The organism is Pseudaestuariivita rosea (genome assembly GCF_017592335.1).
Classification (GTDB): Bacteria; Pseudomonadota; Alphaproteobacteria; order Rhodobacterales; family Rhodobacteraceae; genus Parasulfitobacter; species Parasulfitobacter rosea.
Genome location: NZ_JACNMP010000036.1, coordinates 1 through 16755, shown reverse-complemented (window position 1 = coordinate 16755; position 16755 = coordinate 1). Strand labels below are relative to the sequence as shown.

18 protein-coding genes are annotated in these 16755 nt (G+C 58.1%); 4 read left to right on the top strand and 14 right to left on the bottom strand.

The genetic code is table 11. From position 1 onward, the window contains the following. Positions 1–14 precede the first annotated feature (14 nt). Both H7848_RS16825 and H7848_RS16820 read right to left on the bottom strand, forming a co-directional pair. A complete protein-coding gene (locus H7848_RS16825) occupies positions 15–347 on the bottom strand; it encodes an antibiotic biosynthesis monooxygenase family protein (protein ID WP_237072817.1) in 333 nt (110 codons plus the stop codon). A gap of 24 nt (positions 348–371) precedes the next feature. Continuing rightward, positions 372–1583 carry an anhydro-N-acetylmuramic acid kinase gene (locus H7848_RS16820; RefSeq protein ID WP_237072816.1) on the bottom strand — a complete coding sequence of 404 codons (1212 nt, stop codon included), beginning with the start codon at positions 1581–1583 and terminating at the stop codon, positions 372–374. A gap of 63 nt (positions 1584–1646) precedes the next feature. On the opposite strand from H7848_RS16820, the gene tyrS reads away from it, so the two are divergent. Continuing rightward, positions 1647–2903: a tyrosine--tRNA ligase gene (gene tyrS / locus H7848_RS16815; protein WP_208353836.1), complete on the top strand. Its 1257-nt coding sequence runs from the start codon at positions 1647–1649 to the stop codon at positions 2901–2903. A 216-nt stretch (positions 2904–3119) separates the two neighbouring features. Here tyrS and H7848_RS16810 read toward each other — a convergent pair whose 3' ends face one another. The 3 genes from H7848_RS16810 to H7848_RS20225 all read right to left on the bottom strand — a co-directional run bounded on the left by H7848_RS16810 (position 3120) and on the right by H7848_RS20225 (position 4947). Then, positions 3120–4166, bottom strand: coding sequence for a hypothetical protein (locus H7848_RS16810; RefSeq protein WP_208353833.1), 1047 nt, complete (start codon positions 4164–4166; stop codon positions 3120–3122). A 127-nt stretch (positions 4167–4293) separates the two neighbouring features. Next, entirely contained in the window at positions 4294–4710 is a 417-nt protein-coding gene (lysM, locus tag H7848_RS16805) for a peptidoglycan-binding protein LysM (protein ID WP_208353830.1), read from the bottom strand. 108 nt (positions 4711–4818) lie between these two features. Beyond that, entirely contained in the window at positions 4819–4947 is a 129-nt protein-coding gene (locus tag H7848_RS20225) for a hypothetical protein (protein ID WP_272874423.1), read from the bottom strand. A 47-nt stretch (positions 4948–4994) separates the two neighbouring features. Between H7848_RS20225 and H7848_RS16800 the strand changes: the two genes are divergently transcribed. After that, positions 4995–5924, top strand: a complete 930-nt coding sequence (locus tag H7848_RS16800; protein WP_208353827.1) for a GNAT family N-acetyltransferase — start codon at positions 4995–4997, stop codon at positions 5922–5924. On the opposite strand, the gene H7848_RS16795 is transcribed toward H7848_RS16800, so the two are convergent. From H7848_RS16795 to H7848_RS16780, 4 genes are all read right to left on the bottom strand, one after another. After that, a complete protein-coding gene (locus tag H7848_RS16795; protein WP_208353826.1) occupies positions 5881–6189 on the bottom strand; it encodes a hypothetical protein in 309 nt (102 codons plus the stop codon). The genes H7848_RS16800 and H7848_RS16795 overlap by 44 nt on opposite strands. Positions 6190–6345: 156 nt before the next feature. Continuing rightward, positions 6346–7311 carry a DUF3179 domain-containing protein gene (locus tag H7848_RS16790; RefSeq protein ID WP_208353823.1) on the bottom strand — a complete coding sequence of 322 codons (966 nt, stop codon included), beginning with the start codon at positions 7309–7311 and terminating at the stop codon, positions 6346–6348. 68 nt (positions 7312–7379) lie between these two features. After that, entirely contained in the window at positions 7380–7925 is a 546-nt protein-coding gene (locus H7848_RS16785) for a peptidylprolyl isomerase (protein ID WP_208353820.1), read from the bottom strand. Further along, positions 7918–8424: a peptidylprolyl isomerase gene (locus H7848_RS16780; protein ID WP_208353817.1), complete on the bottom strand. Its 507-nt coding sequence runs from the start codon at positions 8422–8424 to the stop codon at positions 7918–7920. Before H7848_RS16780 ends, H7848_RS16785 begins: the two co-directional genes overlap by 8 nt. Positions 8425–8542: 118 nt before the next feature. Here H7848_RS16780 and H7848_RS16775 point away from each other — a divergent pair, with 118 nt between their 5' ends. Continuing rightward, positions 8543–9724, top strand: a complete 1182-nt coding sequence (locus H7848_RS16775; protein WP_208353814.1) for a phosphoglycerate kinase — start codon at positions 8543–8545, stop codon at positions 9722–9724. Here H7848_RS16775 and H7848_RS16770 read toward each other — a convergent pair. The 5 genes from H7848_RS16770 to H7848_RS16750 form a co-directional block, all read right to left on the bottom strand. Further along, entirely contained in the window at positions 9721–10974 is a 1254-nt protein-coding gene (locus tag H7848_RS16770) for a DNA polymerase IV (RefSeq protein WP_208353812.1), read from the bottom strand. The genes H7848_RS16775 and H7848_RS16770 overlap by 4 nt on opposite strands. Before the next feature lie 193 nt (positions 10975–11167). Next, positions 11168–12097 (bottom strand): class I fructose-bisphosphate aldolase, encoded by a 930-nt coding sequence (locus H7848_RS16765; RefSeq protein ID WP_208353809.1) that lies wholly within the window; start codon positions 12095–12097, stop codon positions 11168–11170. A gap of 123 nt (positions 12098–12220) precedes the next feature. Beyond that, the gene (locus H7848_RS16760) at positions 12221–13861 is read right to left on the bottom strand and encodes a hypothetical protein (protein WP_208353807.1); all 1641 of its coding nucleotides are present in this window, start codon (positions 13859–13861) and stop codon (positions 12221–12223) included. Between the two features lie 38 nt (positions 13862–13899). Continuing rightward, complete coding sequence (locus H7848_RS16755; RefSeq protein WP_208353805.1) at positions 13900–14685, bottom strand: SDR family NAD(P)-dependent oxidoreductase; 786 nt, start codon at positions 14683–14685, stop codon at positions 13900–13902. 50 nt (positions 14686–14735) lie between these two features. Beyond that, positions 14736–15176, bottom strand: coding sequence for a tetratricopeptide repeat protein (locus H7848_RS16750; protein ID WP_419555522.1), 441 nt, complete (start codon positions 15174–15176; stop codon positions 14736–14738). Between H7848_RS16750 and H7848_RS16745 the strand changes: the two genes are divergently transcribed. Then, complete coding sequence (locus tag H7848_RS16745; protein ID WP_208353802.1) at positions 15117–16490, top strand: cytochrome-c peroxidase; 1374 nt, start codon at positions 15117–15119, stop codon at positions 16488–16490. The genes H7848_RS16750 and H7848_RS16745 overlap by 60 nt on opposite strands. Positions 16491–16755: the final 265 nt, after the last annotated feature.

The window sequence follows — 16755 nt, the reverse complement described above, 5'->3', positions numbered from 1 at the left end:
TAAGTACCCGATGCCTATCTGTGGCGACCAGGCCGACTGTTGGGCGTAACGTGGTCAAATTGGCTGTCACCGTATGATTTTGTGACCTGAGAGATCACAACATGAAACCCGCCATACCATTTTTCGTACTGTCGCTTTGCCTTCAGATGAAGGGGATGACGCGCAAATTGATCCAACGCATCTTTATCGGTCCAGTAATAAACCGAATTGCGTTTTGACTGATCCGCAGCGATCCAGCTTTCTTTTCCTAAAAACCCCGGCGTTGCTATGGCCGCTTCTTCGATCATCGCATCAAGTTTGAAAAATTCATCATCAAGATGCTTTTCCGTGAATATAAAACTGGCCATCAGCATAGCTTTGTTCCCATCTTGTTACGCCGCCTTTTGGCCGCTGATCTGCCCACCCGTCATCGCGGTTTTGACGCCCGTTGTCCCTGGCGCGGTGATCGGCAGACCGTGCCAGATCCGCGCGGCGAGGAAGGCAAAGGCTTGGGCCTCCAGCATGTCACCGTTCAAGCCGGTATTATGATCCTTATCCTCGCCCGGTGGGCACCACCGGGCCGCGCCGACCCGCCCCCCAGGGCGGCGCGATTGCGCCACCCTCGGGCCGGCGAGGCCCTCTGTTGTTTGCGCATCATCAACGGAAAGAACAGAGCATTTTAAAGCCCGAGCTAAACCGTCCATCAAAACAGCATTATGACGCCCGCCCCCTGTGACAAGAACCTGAGCGGGCGGCTCGGGGCAGTGGTCCATCCCCCTGGCCACCGCCGCCACAGCACAGGCCGCAAGGGTTGCTGCAGCGTCAGCGTCTGACAGGCTTGACACTTGATCCAGCAGGCCCGGAAAATCGTCCCGATCCAAGGACTTAGGGGGCGATTTCAGGAAATAGTCATGCTGCAGGAATGCCTTAACCACCGCATGATCCGCTTGCCCACCCGCGGCCAGCGCGCCGCCCGCGTCGTAGCTTTGACCAAGCCGCGCGGTGATCAGATCATTGATCGGGGCGTTGGCTGGTCCGGTGTCAAAGGCCAGCAGTGCGCCCGCGTCCTCTGGCCGATCAAAACGCGGGTCAACCCATGTCAAGTTACCCACCCCCCCCAGATTCAGAAAACACAAAGGCTGGGTCGCGCCCATCCATTTGGCACAGGCGAAGTGATAGAATGATGCCAGCGGTGCGCCCTGCCCGCCTGCGGCCACATCAGCGCTGCGGAAATCCCAGGCGACCGGTACGCCCAATTGTTCTGCAATCCGGGGTCCATTGCCCACCTGATGCGTCCGGCCTCGGTCGGGGTCATGGGCCAGGGTCTGACCGTGAAATCCGATCAGGTCCACGTCCTCGAATCCTTGAAAAACCTCAAGATGCGCGTCCTCAACCACCCGCGCGGCCTGCGCCACTTCCGGACCGGGCCAGCGGCCAAGCGCGGCCCGCAGCACGTCGCGTTCAGTATCGGTATAGGGGCGATAGGCCGTCGGACCCATGTCCAGAATGCGGTGGCCATCCGTCGTGATCACGGCCGCGTCAACCCCGTCCAGCGACGTGCCCGACATCGCCCCCAGCACCCGCATCGCATCACCTGTCTGCATGGCCTTCCCCTTTCGCCCGTCAACGCCTATAGAATGCCGCGGAACGCCAAACAGGACAAGACCATGACCTATCACCCCAAATCCGATTTCCTTGCTGTCATGATGGACCGCGGCTATCTGGCCGATTGCACGGATTATCAGGGTCTGGATGAGGCTTTGGCGGCAGGTGTTGTGCCCGCCTATATTGGCTATGATGCGACAGCGGCGTCACTGCATGTGGGGCATCTGTTGAACGTCATGATGCTGCGCTGGTTGCAGAAAACCGGGCATAAGCCGATCACGCTGATGGGGGGTGGCACGACCAAGGTGGGCGACCCGTCGTTTCGCAGCGACGAACGTCCATTGCTGGGGCCGGATCAGATCGACGCCAATATCGATGGCATGCAGCGGGTTTTCGACCGCTATCTGCGCTATGATGACAGCCCAACCGGCGCGCTGATGTTGAATAATGCCGAATGGCTGGACGATCTGAACTACCTCGATTTTCTGCGCGACATCGGGCGGCATTTCAGTGTGAACCGGATGCTGTCATTTGAAAGCGTCAAATCGCGGCTGGACCGGGAACAAAGCCTGTCGTTTCTGGAATTCAACTATATGATCCTACAAGCCTATGATTTTCTTGAGCTAAATCGCAGGTATGGCTGTCTGCTGCAGATGGGTGGATCGGACCAGTGGGGGAATATCGTCAACGGCATCGACCTGACCCGCCGCGTGCTGGACCATGAGATTTACGGCCTGACCTCACCCCTGCTGACGACGTCGGACGGCAAGAAGATGGGCAAATCGGCCAGCGGCGCGGTCTGGCTGAATGCCGATATGCTCAGCGCGTATGAATTCTGGCAGTTCTGGCGCAACACGACGGACGCGGATGTGGGCCGGTTTCTGAAGCTCTACACGGAACTGCCGGTGGACGAATGCAACCGCCTGGGTGCGCTGGCGGGGTCCGAGATCAACGAGGCGAAGATTATCCTGGCTAATCAGGTCACCACCCTGCTGCATGGGGCTGAGGCCGCCGAGGCGGCTGAGGCAACCGCCCGCGAAGTCTTTGAAAAAGGCGGCGTGGGGGACGATCTGCCGACGCTGGCCCTGACAGTGGATGAGGTGGGCGATGGTATCTCGGTCGTGCAACTGATCGTGCGGTCCGGCCTGGCGAAGTCAGGGAAAGAGGCCAAGCGCCTGATTTCCGAACACGGCGCGCGGCTGGACGACGAACCGCTGACCGACGCCGGTATGATGATCGATGCCACAGCCCTGGCCAGCCCAATCAAACTGAGCGCCGGCAAAAAACGCCATGCGCTGGTGCAGTTGTCGGATCAGTAGGACCGTTCAGCAAGAATTCATAGATACGTGTGGGCCTATTCCAGAAAGTGCTCTGAAAATCTGAAATACACGCATTGGAAGTTGAGGGCAGCGGCCGTCCGCGGGTGGGCGTGAAGCGCCCGCCCATGGGGGCGGTCGGGCGCTGCCCGGTGGTGCCCACCGGGCGGGTTGGTTGAGCCAAGTGTTTATGTTCTAAGGCGGCGCTTCAGGAACAGATCACTTCTTCGACCCAAACAACCTTGCCAGCAATCCGCCCCGCGCACGCTTTGGCTGATTGAGCTGATCGCGTGACCCGCGGGCTGCGGCGTTCAGTTTCGCCTCGTCCGCGCGGAGGACTTTTCCGGACGACGCTTCTGCGTTGCTGCGACCGTCCACGCTTAACTCGATATACCCGTCCGGCAATTGCGGGATGTCGTTTTTATGGCTGACCCGCACCACAGTGGCATCCGCGGCGTCCGAGGCCATGGTTTCCCCGTCCCCCAAAAGACGACCAATGCTGCGGCAATAGGCAATGAAGGCCAGAACCTGCATGTAGCTTTGTGACCAATCCTGCACGTCGGGCGCGAATATAACCGTCTTTCCCAACAGGTTCTGGGACCCCAATGCGCGAATGCCGACCTTGACCGACCCGTCGGGCATCTGTTCGCCGCCATAAAGAAAAGGCCCACAATAAAGCGGCAGCGAAAACCCTTCGGCCACCAGACTGTTGAACGCGGCTGCGTCAAAAATCTGTTGCGATTGGACCCAATGCACAGCGCTTGGTGCCATTTCCCGGATCATCGCCGATGTCAGGCTTTGTGCCAGCAACAGGCGATTTTCATAGCCCGCCTGATCATCTGAAAGACCCATCTCGGCGGTGTCCATGCCGCCCAGTGCATCAGCGATCCCGGATTGGGCCAAAGCAGCCGCAAACCCCGGCACGCTGCCAGGGCCGACCTCAATCAGAAAGGCACGCTGGTGTTCCAATACGGCCTTGGCCAAACCGGGGTTTCCGTTTGTGATCAATGGATTCGCCAGAACGTCAGCAAAGCCGCCCAGTTGCATCTGCTCATCAAAGCGCTGCATCGTGATATGCTGGGTGTCATTGGCCAGACCAAGATGATTGGGGGTGTTGTACCCCTGCAAAGACTGCCACGGACCAAAATCCTGCAAGGCCTGCGTAAGCCGCGGTTCAATCTGGGAAAGATCGGAAAAATGCTGATCAAACGCAGAGGCGTTATCGAAAACCAGAACGACCTGAACGGTCTGTGTTAAATGGGACATGCTGCAGCACCTGCGTTAAACATCAATAGCAGGTAGACTTGCAGTGGCTTTATGGCAAATTCGTGCAGACGATTGGGCATTCACGCGATACATGCGCCCCGCGTGAAAATCATTTTATGAACAAAGGCTAAGCAGATGCGCCACCATCCTGAGGAATACGCAGCATCTGGCCTGGATAAATTTTGTCAGGATCGCTTAGCATAGGACGATTGGCTTCGAATATCTCTTGATAACGCGAGCCATCCCCAAGAGTATCTTCAGCGATTTTCCACAAAGTGTCACCTTTTTTCACCTCATGAAATACGGGCGCAGCCCCTTCCACTTCGTCTTCAACGGCAGCAACCCCGTTCAGGTTTCCAGCCGCCATGATGACTTTCTCTTTCACCTCTTGGCTGACGGCTTTTCCAGTGACTTTCACAACATCACCGTCAACTGATATATCCATGCCAGAGGTATCAAGACCCAAATCCTTGATCTGCTCTTTGACGGCCTCGGCTTCGGGCGCAGGATCTTCTTCTTTTTTCCAAAAATTAAACAGGCCCATATGCAGCAACTCCCTAAATCGATTTCGCCTGAAGTTAACACCATAAAGAAAGGACGTGTCTATCACTATCCTGTTGTTTCGGGTGGCGCCGCATTCAAAAAGCGATTCCTACACCACCCAATCCACCAGTGTAAGCAACACGAAAACCGGAACCGAAATCACGGTCGCCACCAGAAAAGCGGCGGTTTTGGTGATGCGCGGCGTGGGCGCCGATATTCCGTAAACGCGTTTTGACATGGGTCTTATTAACCCCCCGTTAGGTTTCCATATGGTTAATGCGCGCCATGAAACTGACCGAAGGCCCGCTGCCCGATGATCTGGACGCGCCGCTGCAGCAGCACCCCGCGTTTGCGCGCGCCCTTGAGGCATGCGGCCAGACCGTCCGCAGCTTTCGCCCGGGCAAGGATGGCGCGGCTCAGGTTATCTGTCGTCGGGCCAGCGCGTTTGTATCACGCGGTCCGATCCTGGATAGTGACGACCGACAAGACGCTCTGGTTGCCTTGCGCCGCGCGTTGCCACAGTTCGCGCTGATCACGAACGCCGAAACTGCCTGTGGCTTTGCAGAGACGGGGCATCTTCAGATCATGACACCGGCCCATGTGGCACAGCTTGATCTGCGCGGCAGCACCGCAGACCGACGTGGCCGACTGAAACAGAAATGGCGCAATCGCCTGGTTGCTGCCGAAAGCGATGCGATCAAAACACGCGTTGAACCCTTCGACCCCGCCAAACACCGCTGGCTGCTGGATCTGGACGCCGCGCAGCAGCGCCAACGGGGATACCGCGCCTGGCCCGGCAGTGTCACCGTCGCATTTGCGCACAAAAATCCTGGCGATGCACAGGTTTTCACGGCCACATTAAAGGGGCAACCCATCGCAGCCATACTCATCTTACGGCACGGGCCCCGCGCAACCTATCACATCGGCCACACAACGCCACTTGGACGATTGCACAACGCTCACACACTTCTGATATGGCAGGCCATCGAATGGCTCGCTGCACAAGCGCATACCCTGTTTGATCTGGGCATAATCGACACCGAAACCACACCCGGCCTCGCCCGTTTCAAACTGGGCACAGGCGCCGCCGCAAAAGAACTCGGCGGTACGTGGCTGCATAGCCCGCTAACGGCTTGGCTTTCGACTGCCGCCTCGACCCGCAGCAAAATACCTATGCGCGGGCCAGCCCCATACCAACGAAGACAAAAATCATAAAGACGACAAATATCGCCCCCCACGCCCGGTGAAAAAACCTCGCCATTGGCGGCAAATCAGCCCGGTAAAGCTGGTTAAAAGGAACAGAAGACGGTTTTGTCACCATCAGCCCAAGAAAAAACGGAATCTGCAAAAGCAAAAGCCCTAGAACATAGGGATCCATCCAGTCAGGCGCACGAACAAAACCAAAATCATATGCATAAGCGCCGTTCGTCATCACAATCAGCCCAGCGCCGGCAAGCAAGACTTTTCCAATAACTCGCATTTTTCACCTTTCACAACGTTTAATGACGCAAGGCATTATACGAAAATACGCTAGAAATATGACCAACCAACCTTCTTCTTGGGAAAAATACTCTGGGGCTTGGGGCAAAGCCCCAAACCGCACGAAGTGCCAGAAGAAACGCGCGCGTCAGCGCGCTCAGTTTGATAACATCCACCGGCCTTCCGGCCAGAAGGCATGAAAGGCGAAAGCGAACATCACATCATGGGGCACATCGCGCCCTTCTGCATCGCGGACCCGTACGGTGCCCACGTCACGACCCTCAGAAATGCGACTGCTGTCCAGGGCTGATGCTTGACCGGCCTGCCAACTAATCACCATACCCACCTCGCGGATTTCACCCGAAGCAAGGCGCTCAAACGGCCAGGCCCGATCACTGACCCGCACCACACGCGCCAAAGGATCAATTCCATGGGGCGGCATTTCGCCGTTATACAGAAACGGCTTGTCCGAGCTGTCATAGCCCACATAAGGGTTACGCCCATAATTGCGCCGATAATCGGGCTGATCCATCACCAGACCACCGGGATTGCGCGCCTTGAACTCGGCCCAGCTTTCCATCCAGCTTGGCAGCTGCACCAATTCCACGCCTGTCATATCGCCCACGATGCCTTCGCCGATAGCCTGCTGCCACCAACTTTCGGTTTCGCGGTCATACATCACCATGTCGGAATTGCGCAGTTTGCCCGACACGCCAAAGGTCAGCACCTGCCCGCGCACACGCCGGTCAAAACTCAGGCCCGAATTACACAAGGGACAAAAGGTCACTGCCACAGGGACGCCCGCAAACTCATCATTCACGATCTCATGCCAGGTCAGATAGCGCACCGGATAGGCGCGTGCCTGACCCGCCATCTCAAGCGTGATCACCGGTTCGCGATCACCGATGCGCCTTTCATCGGACACTGCGATAAAGTCAGGATCCACCAGCGCCGGTATACCGTCCTTTGGCGGCCCGCCTGAAATGATCTCGGACCAATCACCAATGCTGCGTTTGTCGAAATTCGTCTGTTTCCACTCAGACTGCCAACGATCGGGCGTGGCAAAGGCCGCAGTCGCAAGGCTGACCGCAAGCAGAATTGTAAGGTTTTTTATGAAACGCATCGGGCTCCTCCATTTGTCAGAACTCTAGACAAAGAAGAAGCCCGCAAGATACCCCGCTCGCGCAGAGTTTATTCGGTCACGGTCACTCGGGTCATCACATCGGGTTGACCGCTGACCTCGCCGTTGCGACCAGACCCGCGTTTGATGGCATCAACCACATCCATCCCGTCCGTCACGCGACCTACAACCGTATATTGCCCGTTCAGATGCGGCGCAGGGCCGAACATGATAAAGAACTGGCTGTTGGCCGAATTCGGATCGGCTGTGCGCGCCATACCGACGACGCCGCGGTCAAAGGGTTCGTCCGAAAACTCGGCCGGCAGATCGGGCCGGTCCGACCCGCCACGCCCAGCCATACGCATATCCATGCCCATCCGCCCGAATTCGACATCGCCGGTCTGCGCCATGAAGCGGTCAATCACGCGGTGGAAGACCACATTGTCATAGGCGCCGGCCTCGGCAAGGCTGACGATCTGTTCCACATGGGCCGGTGCGACATCTTCCAGCAGATCAATGGTGATCGTGCCATTGGCCTCGCCCTCAACCTGGATCTGCAATTCGGTGGCCAGCGCGGGGCTGGCCATCAGGACAAAACACAAAGCCAGCTTACGCATCGGACGCCACCCGGACCTGCATCATAGTGTCGGGGTCTGCAGGCGGCTCACCGCGTGTGATAGCATCCACATGCTCCATCCCCGAAATCACACGGCCATAGACCGTATACTGTCCGTTCAAGAAGTTGTTGTCGCTGAAGTTGATAAAAAATTGCGAATTTGCCGAATTTGGATCCTGTGACCGCGCCGCGCCCAGGGTGCCGCGATCATGCGGCAGCTTCGAAAATTCAGCGGGCAGATCAGGCAGATCCGAGCCACCCTGCCCCACACGCCCCATGTTCAGATCAGGCCCGCTGCGCCCGTGTTCGACATCGCCCGTCTGCGCCATGAACCCTTCAATCACCCGGTGAAAGATCACACCGTCATAGGCACCGGCGCGGGCCAGTTCCTTCATCCGTTCAGAGTGTTTTGGCGCCACATCCGGCAGCAGTTCGATGATCACATCGCCCCCCTTCAAAGTGATGATGATCGTATTTTCCGGGTCTTTGATATCGGCCATTGGACTCTCCTGACTTTAGAATTTTCGCGACCCTAAGGGGATCGCTGCCAAATGCCAAGCAGGGGCGTTGACGCGGCCGTCCCTTCGCGCGACTAAGGGGACAAAACTGGAGGACGACATGGGCTGGAAAACACTCGACGACATGGATCTGGCGGGCAAACGCGTGCTGACGCGGGTCGATATCAACGTACCGATGGAAGACGGTCGCGTGACAGACACCACGCGGATCGACCGGATCGTACCGACGGTCAAGGATATCCTGGCCAAGGGCGGCATCCCTATTCTGCTGGCACATTTCAGCCGACCCAAGGGGCAAGTCGTCCCCGAGATGAGCCTGCGCCAACTGTTGCCCGCGCTTGAGACAGCCTTTGATCAGCCCGTGAAATTCGCCGATGGCAACTATGGCGCGGCGGTTCAGGCGCTGCGACCCGGGGATATCCTGCTGATCGAAAACGTCCGCTTTGCGCCGGGCGAGGAAAAGAATGATCCAGGCTTTGCGGGTCGCCTTGCCTCGCTTGGGGATATCTATTGCAACGATGCGTTTTCCGCCGCGCACCGCGCCCATGCCTCGACCGAAGCGCTGGCGCATCTGTTGCCCGCCTGTGCGGGGCGTCTGATGCAAGCCGAGCTGAGCGCACTGGAAGCCGCCCTTGGCAATCCTGAACGCCCTGTTGTCGCGGTGGTGGGCGGGGCAAAGGTATCGACCAAGCTGGACCTACTTGGCAATCTGGTCAGCAAGGTTGACCATCTGATCATCGGCGGTGGCATGGCGAACACTTTTCTGGCCGCACAAGGCGTCGATGTCGGCAAGTCTCTGGCCGAACATGACATGACGGATACCGCACGCGACATTATGCAAAAGGCCGGTGATGCGGGGTGTCAGATCGTCCTGCCCACCGATGTTGTTGTCGCCCGCGAATTCAAGGCGGGTGCTGAAAACGAAACCGTCGCCGCCGATGCCTGCCCGCCCGACGCCATGATCCTGGACGCAGGGCCACAGTCGGTCCAGGCGATCGGTGCGGTGCTGAAAACCGCGAAAACACTGATCTGGAACGGCCCCCTTGGCGCCTTTGAAATAGCCCCGTTCGACACCGCCACCAAAGCTGCGGCCCGCATCGCCGCGGATCAGACGAAAGCTGGCAAACTGACATCGGTCGCGGGGGGCGGTGACACAGTAGCCGCACTGAACCAGGCCGGTGCCGCAGATAATTTCACCTATATCTCAACCGCAGGCGGCGCTTTTCTGGAATGGATGGAGGGGAAAACCCTGCCCGGTGTCGCAGCCTTGATGACCAACTAACGCAGCGCCCGCCCCTTCACGATCGCGTCCTTACCGAAGCGTTCGCGGATTGCATCCGTCGCACGTTCCGCCTGCGCGCGCTTTTCCGCATCGGGGTCCAGCAAATCGCCCGAGATATCAGCTACGTCAGCCGCAACCAGATCAGACAGTCCGACCCCCAACAATCGATAAGGCCCCTGATCCCCCACCTGATCGAACAGATCACGTGCGACCCGGTAAATCCGGTCTGCGATCTGGGTCGACTCGCGCAGCGACACCCGCTTGGTCAGCAACGCAAAATTGGCCCGCTTCAGCTTCAGCGTCACCACACGACCCGCCAGATCCTTGGCCTTGGCGCGCGCACTGACCTTCTCGGCCATACGCCAGATGTGGCCATCCAGAATATCCGGATCGGCCGTGTCATCGTGAAACGTCGTCTCGTTCGAAATCGACTTCACAGGCCTGCGCGACGATACCCGCCGCCTGTCCTGTCCCCGCGCCAGATGCCACAGCCGGTCGCCCATCGATCCAAACCGCGCCTGCAAATCCTCACGCTCCCACCGCAACAGATCGGCAAAGGTGCGAATGCCTGCTTTTTCCAGACTTTTCTGCCCCGATTGCCCGACGCCCCAGATCAGGGTTACAGGCTTGTCACGCAGAAACACGTCCGTCTCACCCTTGCCGATCACCGAAAAGCCGCGCGGCTTGTCCAGATCTGACGCCACTTTCGCCAGAAATTTATTGTGCGACAACCCGATCGACCCGGTGATCCCGATCTCGTCTCGCATCCGCTTGGTCAGACGTGCCAGCATCAAGGCAGGCGGCGCACCGTGCAGTTTCGCCGTGCCCGTCAGGTCGATAAAAGCCTCATCCAACGACAAAGGCTCAACGGCCGGTGTCAGTTCATCCATCAGCGCGCGGACCTGCCGCGACACCTGCACATATTTGTCCATGCTGCCACGCACGACCACCGCATCGGGGCAAAGCTTCAACGCCTTGAACATCGGCATGGCCGACCGCACCCCCCGGATACGCGCAATATAACAGGCCGTCGACACCACACCACGCCGCCCGCCGCCGATAATCACGGGTTTATCCCGCAGCTCAGGATTATCGCGCTTTTCGACCGAGGCATAAAAGGCATCGCAATCCATATGCGCAATCGACAGATCAAACAGCTCAGGATGCGACACAACACGCGGGCTGCCGCAGGCCGGGCAACGCCCCGCGCGATCAAACATTTTCAGACAATCACGACATAAAGACGGCATAGCCCATATCTAATACAAGCCACACCAATCACCCAACCCCTTCTTCTTGGAAAAAATACTCTGGGGGGTGAGCACCGTCTTGGAAACGCTCCAGTGGAGCGTTTCAGGTGCGAACGGGCGAAGCCCTGGGGCAAAGCCCCAAAATCGCACGAAGTGCCAGAAGATGCGCGCGCGGTACGCGCGCTCCTTTGGATCAGGCCTTGCCCTTATAGATATCGATCAACTTACCAAGCATATCCAGCGCATCGTCACGGTCCCGCTGGAAACTATTGCGCCCGATGATCGATCCGTTGCCACCACCATCACGAATGGCGCGGGCATCGTCATAGACACTATCAGCACCCTTTTTTGCCCCGCCTGAAAACACGACAATCCGGCGACCGGCAAAGCTGGCCTCCATACAATGTTTCACGCGCTCGGCCTGGCTGGCGATGTCGATCTTTTGCTCTTCATAAACCTTCTTGGCCTCAGGCAATTCCAGATGATCGGTCGACAGCTTGATCTTGATAATATGCGCCCCAAGCAGGGCCGCGATCTGCGCGGCATAGGCGGCAATATCAATCGCGGTTTCGCCATCCTTGCTGATGGATTCACCGCGGGGATATGACCAGATCACCGTCGCCACACCCTTGGCAGCGGCCTCAAGCCGCATCTCGCGGATCTCCTCAAACATATCCAGCGCCATGTCCGACCCTGGATAGATCGTAAAGCCAATCGCCGCACACCCAAGACGCAGGGCATCGTCCACACTGGCCGTCACGGCCTGGTTCTTACCCGCCGTCCCGGACATCAGCGAATTGGCCGAATTCGCCTTCAGGATTGTCGGGATCTGCCCGGCAAAGGTGTCGGCGCCTGCTTCAAGCATGCCCAAAGGCGCGGCATAGGCGTTCAGCCCTGCATCAATAGCCAGTTGATAATGATAATGCGGATCATAGCCGGGCGCATTTGGCGCAAAACTGCGGGCTGGTCCGTGTTCAAACCCCTGATCGACCGGCAGGATGATCATTTTCCCTGTGCCACCCAGCTTGCCGTGCATCAGCATCTGGCAAAGCTTGCCCTTCACCCCGGGTGTTTCACCTTCGTAATTCGCCAAAATACGCTGAACGATCCGTGTCGCCTTCATCCTTGAAATCCCTTGCTGAATTGTGCGTCTTTCCCCGGCGTAACGGGGCTGTTCGCGCGTTGCAAACACGTTAGCGCGAACAGCTGGAACAATCTGTCCGTTTGGCGCGGTTTTGCCGAAAACCTATCGAAACTGCGCTGGCAAATCGCGATCAAGCCATATTTCAAGCACCTGTGCCTCGATCTCTTCCGCAATCGGCGCCCATGTCTGATAATCGCCCTGCAACCGCAGTCCGACGTCGATATCATCCCGAATATCCGCACCCGACCGATCACCGGCCGCTGCTGCAAGTGCGGCCCAGAAATAGGCCTGACGGTAATCGCGTGGCTGGCGGGTGCCGATCTGTGCGGCCAGCGCAACGGACCGAAGATCAGCCACCGTGGCAGGAATATCGCCCGGATCGTCTGGCTCAAACCCGCTGATGTCTTGTTGCAGATCCAGAACGCGGGACAGATCCAAACGATCCTCAAGCGCCTCAAGCCGCCCCAGACTGCCCGGCAGATTACCTGTGGCCGCGACCAAAGCGTGGCCATAGGCCGCTTCGGGGTCGGACAGGGACAAGGCCGCAGCCAACGCATCGGCTGCCTGCACATCGCTGGCAGCCAACGGTTCCAGCAATCTGCGCCCGGCGGCGATGTTGCGTGGCGCGCCCCGCCCGGTCAGCAAGGCACGCCCCACGATCAGACGATCCTCATCCGCCAGATCCCGTGGCCGGTTCAGTGCCGCCTGCAGCATTTGTGTTGATAAAACAGCCGTTTGGGATCTTGGTTTATCAAGTACATTTGGGGAAAGGGCGGCAAACAAGACCTTGAAATCATCAACCGTTTTCCGGTTTATCACAATAGGTACATCCTCTGACGTGACTTCTATTGCGATGGACCGGCCCCCGTCGGGAATTGTCGCCACAACCTGCGAAGCCTGTTCAACAAAGGTTGTTTGTTCGGCCGACAGATCCCTGTTTTCAAAGCCATTATTGCTTCTGAATACCTCAGACAGCATTTCAGAAACGGCGGTCGACAAGGCATCCGATGTCTGCATATCCGGTGGCAACAGACGTTGTGCCTTGTCCCAGGCGCCGCGTTCCTCGATCAAAAGTGTTGCACTGTTCAGATAAACCACCGGCGGCTCAGACCGCGCGGGCCTGTCAGCTTCAACGATCTGACCAGTATCGGGATCAAAAATGTGATCCGGCCCACCCCCCATCGGCATACGATAGCTGATATAATCAACATCGGCATTAAACTGGATCGAGGCCACATCGCGCACGTCGGCCACCATGCTGAGCGTTCCACCACCGGAAGATGAGATAAACTCGACCTCGATCTGCAGGCGATCGATATAGATATCCTCAATCTGCGCCAAACCAAAGGGGGGGCGGACATCCGGCGGCAGACAGTCGAAATCCACGACTACACCATCAAAACTCAGACGAAGACGCCCCACATCGATCATATCCAATGCAGATGAGCCGATGCGCAGCCGTTCGGCAGTGATGGTGCAATCGGTCCCTTGGGAATAGGGCAGATCGGGGCTGACAGACAGACCGATCACAGCCATATCGCCTGCAATGAAATCGCCGGTCACATGATCATAGCGCACATCCGCAAGAGGACGCGTGACCCCTGCCAGAACCTGCGCGATGGCATTAGCCAGCGTATCGCCTGAAAACAGGTCCATCAGGGTCGGGCGTTCGGTGCTTTGGGCGGATAAAGGCAAGGCAGCAGCTGTCATCCCCGCCAGTGCCAACGAAATGACTTTTTTCATATAACTGCTCCTAATAATTGGTCTTTTACCGGACGGTACTAATCCGCATCGGGCTTTGAAAGCACTTTCTTGGCGATACGCGTGATCCAAGATCGCGGCAGAAAACGCACCATTGCGACCAGAAATTTATTCTGTACACCCGTCACAATAATCCGCCGTCCGCCACGCATGGCGATCCAGCCAAGCTCGGCCACGGATTTTGCGGTGGGCAGCGGACCCATCTTTGTGATGTTGGCATTTGTCATATCCGCATCGTTGAAAAAATTCGACTGCGTCGCGCCGGGACAAAGGGCGGTGATCGTCACGTTCGACCCGCGCAATTCTTCGGATACAGCTTCGGACAGCGACAAAAGATAGGCTTTCGATGCGTGATAAACGGCCATCTGAGGCCCCGGCATGAACCCCGCGACAGAAGCGACGTTCAGAATGCGGCCACCGCCATGGTCCTGCATATAAGGGATCGCCTGTTTCATCAGATAGCTCGCCGCCATTATATTGACGTCAATCGTCGTGCGTTCGCGGTCCCAATTATCCAACTTTTTGAAGGCGCCATTGCTGCCCAGCCCCGCGTTGTTGACCAGCACGTCGATCCGGCGGCCATCGATGGCGCCTGCCCACATCTTTTCGGCCTGTGGCAGATCAGACAGATCAGCGGGGATCACCACGACCTGAACCTGATCGCTGAGCAACTCATCTGCCAACGCGTTCAGCTTGTCTTCGGACCGGGCGGTGATGACCAGACTGCGGCCTTCTTTTGCGGCGATACGGGCGAATTCCTTACCGATGCCTTCTGACGCGCCGGTCACCAGTGTCCAATGTTTCATCTGTTTGTCCCCCTGATAGATCGCGCGCCATGCGTCACGAAAACACTTGATCACCGAAACGGATACATCCAAACCTTGTAATCATTGATCAAAACATGGGCCTTATCGATTTGTTCCTGCGTCATCTTTTTCACGACCTCTTCCTGCGAAATCGCCGCATCCGGGTCGCCGCCGATGGCGCTAAGGACATACCACAAATAGGCGCGCACCAGATCGGGCTGCGGCATGCCCAGACCGGTTTCATAGTACCACCCCACGCCGCTTTGCGCGCCCGGATGCCCCTTCATCGCGCTGCGCAGATACCATTCGAAGGCGCGGGTGTAGTCCTGTTCGACGCCCAGCCCCAAGGCATACATCACGCCGATCAGCTCTTCAGCGTCCGCATTGCCCGACCGCGCAGCAGGCCAAAGTGCTGTGCGCGCTTCCTCAAAATGCCCCGCCTCCATCAGATCGCGGGCCTCTTCAATTTCGGCGAGGACTGGCCCGGCCATCAGCAAAAACGCAAAAGCAATGCGAAGCATCTGATCTTCCTTCTGTTTTTCGCCACGCCCCTTTGGGCCGACCGGATCACGGCAGATGATTTTCCCGCCATCAACCCTGATCAGGCCAAACTGGGTCAGCTTTTGTTCTACGATAAGATACTGTCGGGAAACCGCAATATCTCATGCGGGACCTGCCATCACCATGATCACCACGGCACGGATGGCCTGAGCCTGGGGATTGGTGAGGGCGGCGCGGGTGTTGGCCCCGACCGCGCCCCCGGCACGGGCGCCGATGCGATCCGCAAGCGCATCCCCCGCAATGCGCCCGCGCTGTGGAACCTGGCGCACAAGGACGTCCGCGTGATGTTCCATGACGGGCGGCTGAGCATTTCGGACATTTATCAGAACGGCTTCAATTCCCCGGCCGAAGAATGGCTGCCCCAGGGCCTGGATAACCTGCTGGTCGCGCAGGCACTTTTCCCGCTGACGGCACAGTTCGAAATGGCCGGAAATTCCAAGGAAAACGATGTTGCAGGCGCCATACATGATCGTATCGACGCCGCCTGGCCGATCATCGCCAAGCGCGTGCGGGTGATCCCGGAATACGGCGACATGTTCGTTGCGGCTTTTGACCATATCGACAGCCCCGATCAGGTCGCGATTGTCGAGGTTGGCAATGCCCTGGGCGCCTTTATCGGCAGCGAGTGGCAAAGCTATGACAGCCCCTATGACGATTGGCTTACAGGTACTCCCCTACCTGACGCGGCTGAGCGGGGGCGGCAGTTGTTCTTTGGCCGCGCGGGCTGCGCAAGTTGCCATTCTGGACCGCTTTTTACTGATCAGGACTTCTACGCCCTTGGTCTGCCTGCTTTTGGTCCGGGGCGGACACGGCGGTTTGACCCCTATGCCCGCGATGTGGGCCGCATGGGCGAAAGCGACGCGCTAGAGGACGCCTATCGTTTTCGCACTCCGTCCCTGCGCAATGTCGCCCTGACCGCACCTTACGGCCACAACGGTGCTTATCCAACGCTGGAAAGCATGATCCGCCACCACGCCGACCCCGTGGGCAGCCGCGCCGCCTGGCGTCCTGAAATGGCCGCACTGCCGGATGTGCCGTGGTTGTCCGAGATCGACTTTGTCATTCAGTCCGACACCCGCGAAATGGCCCGCCAATCCACCGCGCTGGATATCACCCCCATCGCGCTTACAGACGCCGAGGTGGACGATCTGGTGGCGTTTCTGAATGCCTTGACCGGAAAAACCGCCGAAGCCCGCCCCTTGGGCCGCCCTGATAGCGTGCCCAGCGGGTTGCCGGTGGACTAAGATTTTATGCCTCCGGCGGGAGTATTTTTGGAACAATAAACTGCGCGCGAGATAGGTCAGCACTTGATAGGCCGGCCCTTCGGTTCAGGCGAAGTCCCGGATTTGATCCGGGACCTCGGGGGATAAGTCCTAGAGCAAGATGAGATCAGGTTGAAGCGTATCCTGAGTTGACAAGGTAATTCGCACATTCCTGCGGGGTGAAGCGGTCGAGCAGCTTACCGATCCTGCGCCATGTTGCCTCTATCGTGCGTTCGGCGGCGTCTCG

Coding starts and splice junctions, on each gene's coding strand:
- tyrS (WP_208353836.1), top strand. CDS start 1,647: ATGACCTATCACCCCAAATCCGATTTCCTTGCTGTCATGATGGACCGC.
- H7848_RS16765 (WP_208353809.1), bottom strand. CDS start 12,097: ATGAAGGCGACACGGATCGTTCAGCGTATTTTGGCGAATTACGAAGGT.
- H7848_RS20225 (WP_272874423.1), bottom strand. CDS start 4,947: ATGTCAAAACGCGTTTACGGAATATCGGCGCCCACGCCGCGCATCACC.
- H7848_RS16750 (WP_419555522.1), bottom strand. CDS start 15,176: ATGGCCGGGCCAGTCCTCGCCGAAATTGAAGAGGCCCGCGATCTGATG.
- H7848_RS16745 (WP_208353802.1), top strand. CDS start 15,117: ATGCCCCGCCTCCATCAGATCGCGGGCCTCTTCAATTTCGGCGAGGAC.
- H7848_RS16820 (WP_237072816.1), bottom strand. CDS start 1,583: ATGCAGACAGGTGATGCGATGCGGGTGCTGGGGGCGATGTCGGGCACG.
- H7848_RS16775 (WP_208353814.1), top strand. CDS start 8,543: ATGGGCTGGAAAACACTCGACGACATGGATCTGGCGGGCAAACGCGTG.
- H7848_RS16785 (WP_208353820.1), bottom strand. CDS start 7,925: ATGCGTAAGCTGGCTTTGTGTTTTGTCCTGATGGCCAGCCCCGCGCTG.
- H7848_RS16800 (WP_208353827.1), top strand. CDS start 4,995: ATGAAACTGACCGAAGGCCCGCTGCCCGATGATCTGGACGCGCCGCTG.
- H7848_RS16780 (WP_208353817.1), bottom strand. CDS start 8,424: ATGGCCGATATCAAAGACCCGGAAAATACGATCATCATCACTTTGAAG.
- H7848_RS16795 (WP_208353826.1), bottom strand. CDS start 6,189: ATGCGAGTTATTGGAAAAGTCTTGCTTGCCGGCGCTGGGCTGATTGTG.
- H7848_RS16825 (WP_237072817.1), bottom strand. CDS start 347: ATGGCCAGTTTTATATTCACGGAAAAGCATCTTGATGATGAATTTTTC.
- H7848_RS16770 (WP_208353812.1), bottom strand. CDS start 10,974: ATGCCGTCTTTATGTCGTGATTGTCTGAAAATGTTTGATCGCGCGGGG.
- H7848_RS16810 (WP_208353833.1), bottom strand. CDS start 4,166: ATGTCCCATTTAACACAGACCGTTCAGGTCGTTCTGGTTTTCGATAAC.
- lysM (WP_208353830.1), bottom strand. CDS start 4,710: ATGGGCCTGTTTAATTTTTGGAAAAAAGAAGAAGATCCTGCGCCCGAA.
- H7848_RS16760 (WP_208353807.1), bottom strand. CDS start 13,861: ATGAAAAAAGTCATTTCGTTGGCACTGGCGGGGATGACAGCTGCTGCC.
- H7848_RS16755 (WP_208353805.1), bottom strand. CDS start 14,685: ATGAAACATTGGACACTGGTGACCGGCGCGTCAGAAGGCATCGGTAAG.
- H7848_RS16790 (WP_208353823.1), bottom strand. CDS start 7,311: ATGCGTTTCATAAAAAACCTTACAATTCTGCTTGCGGTCAGCCTTGCG.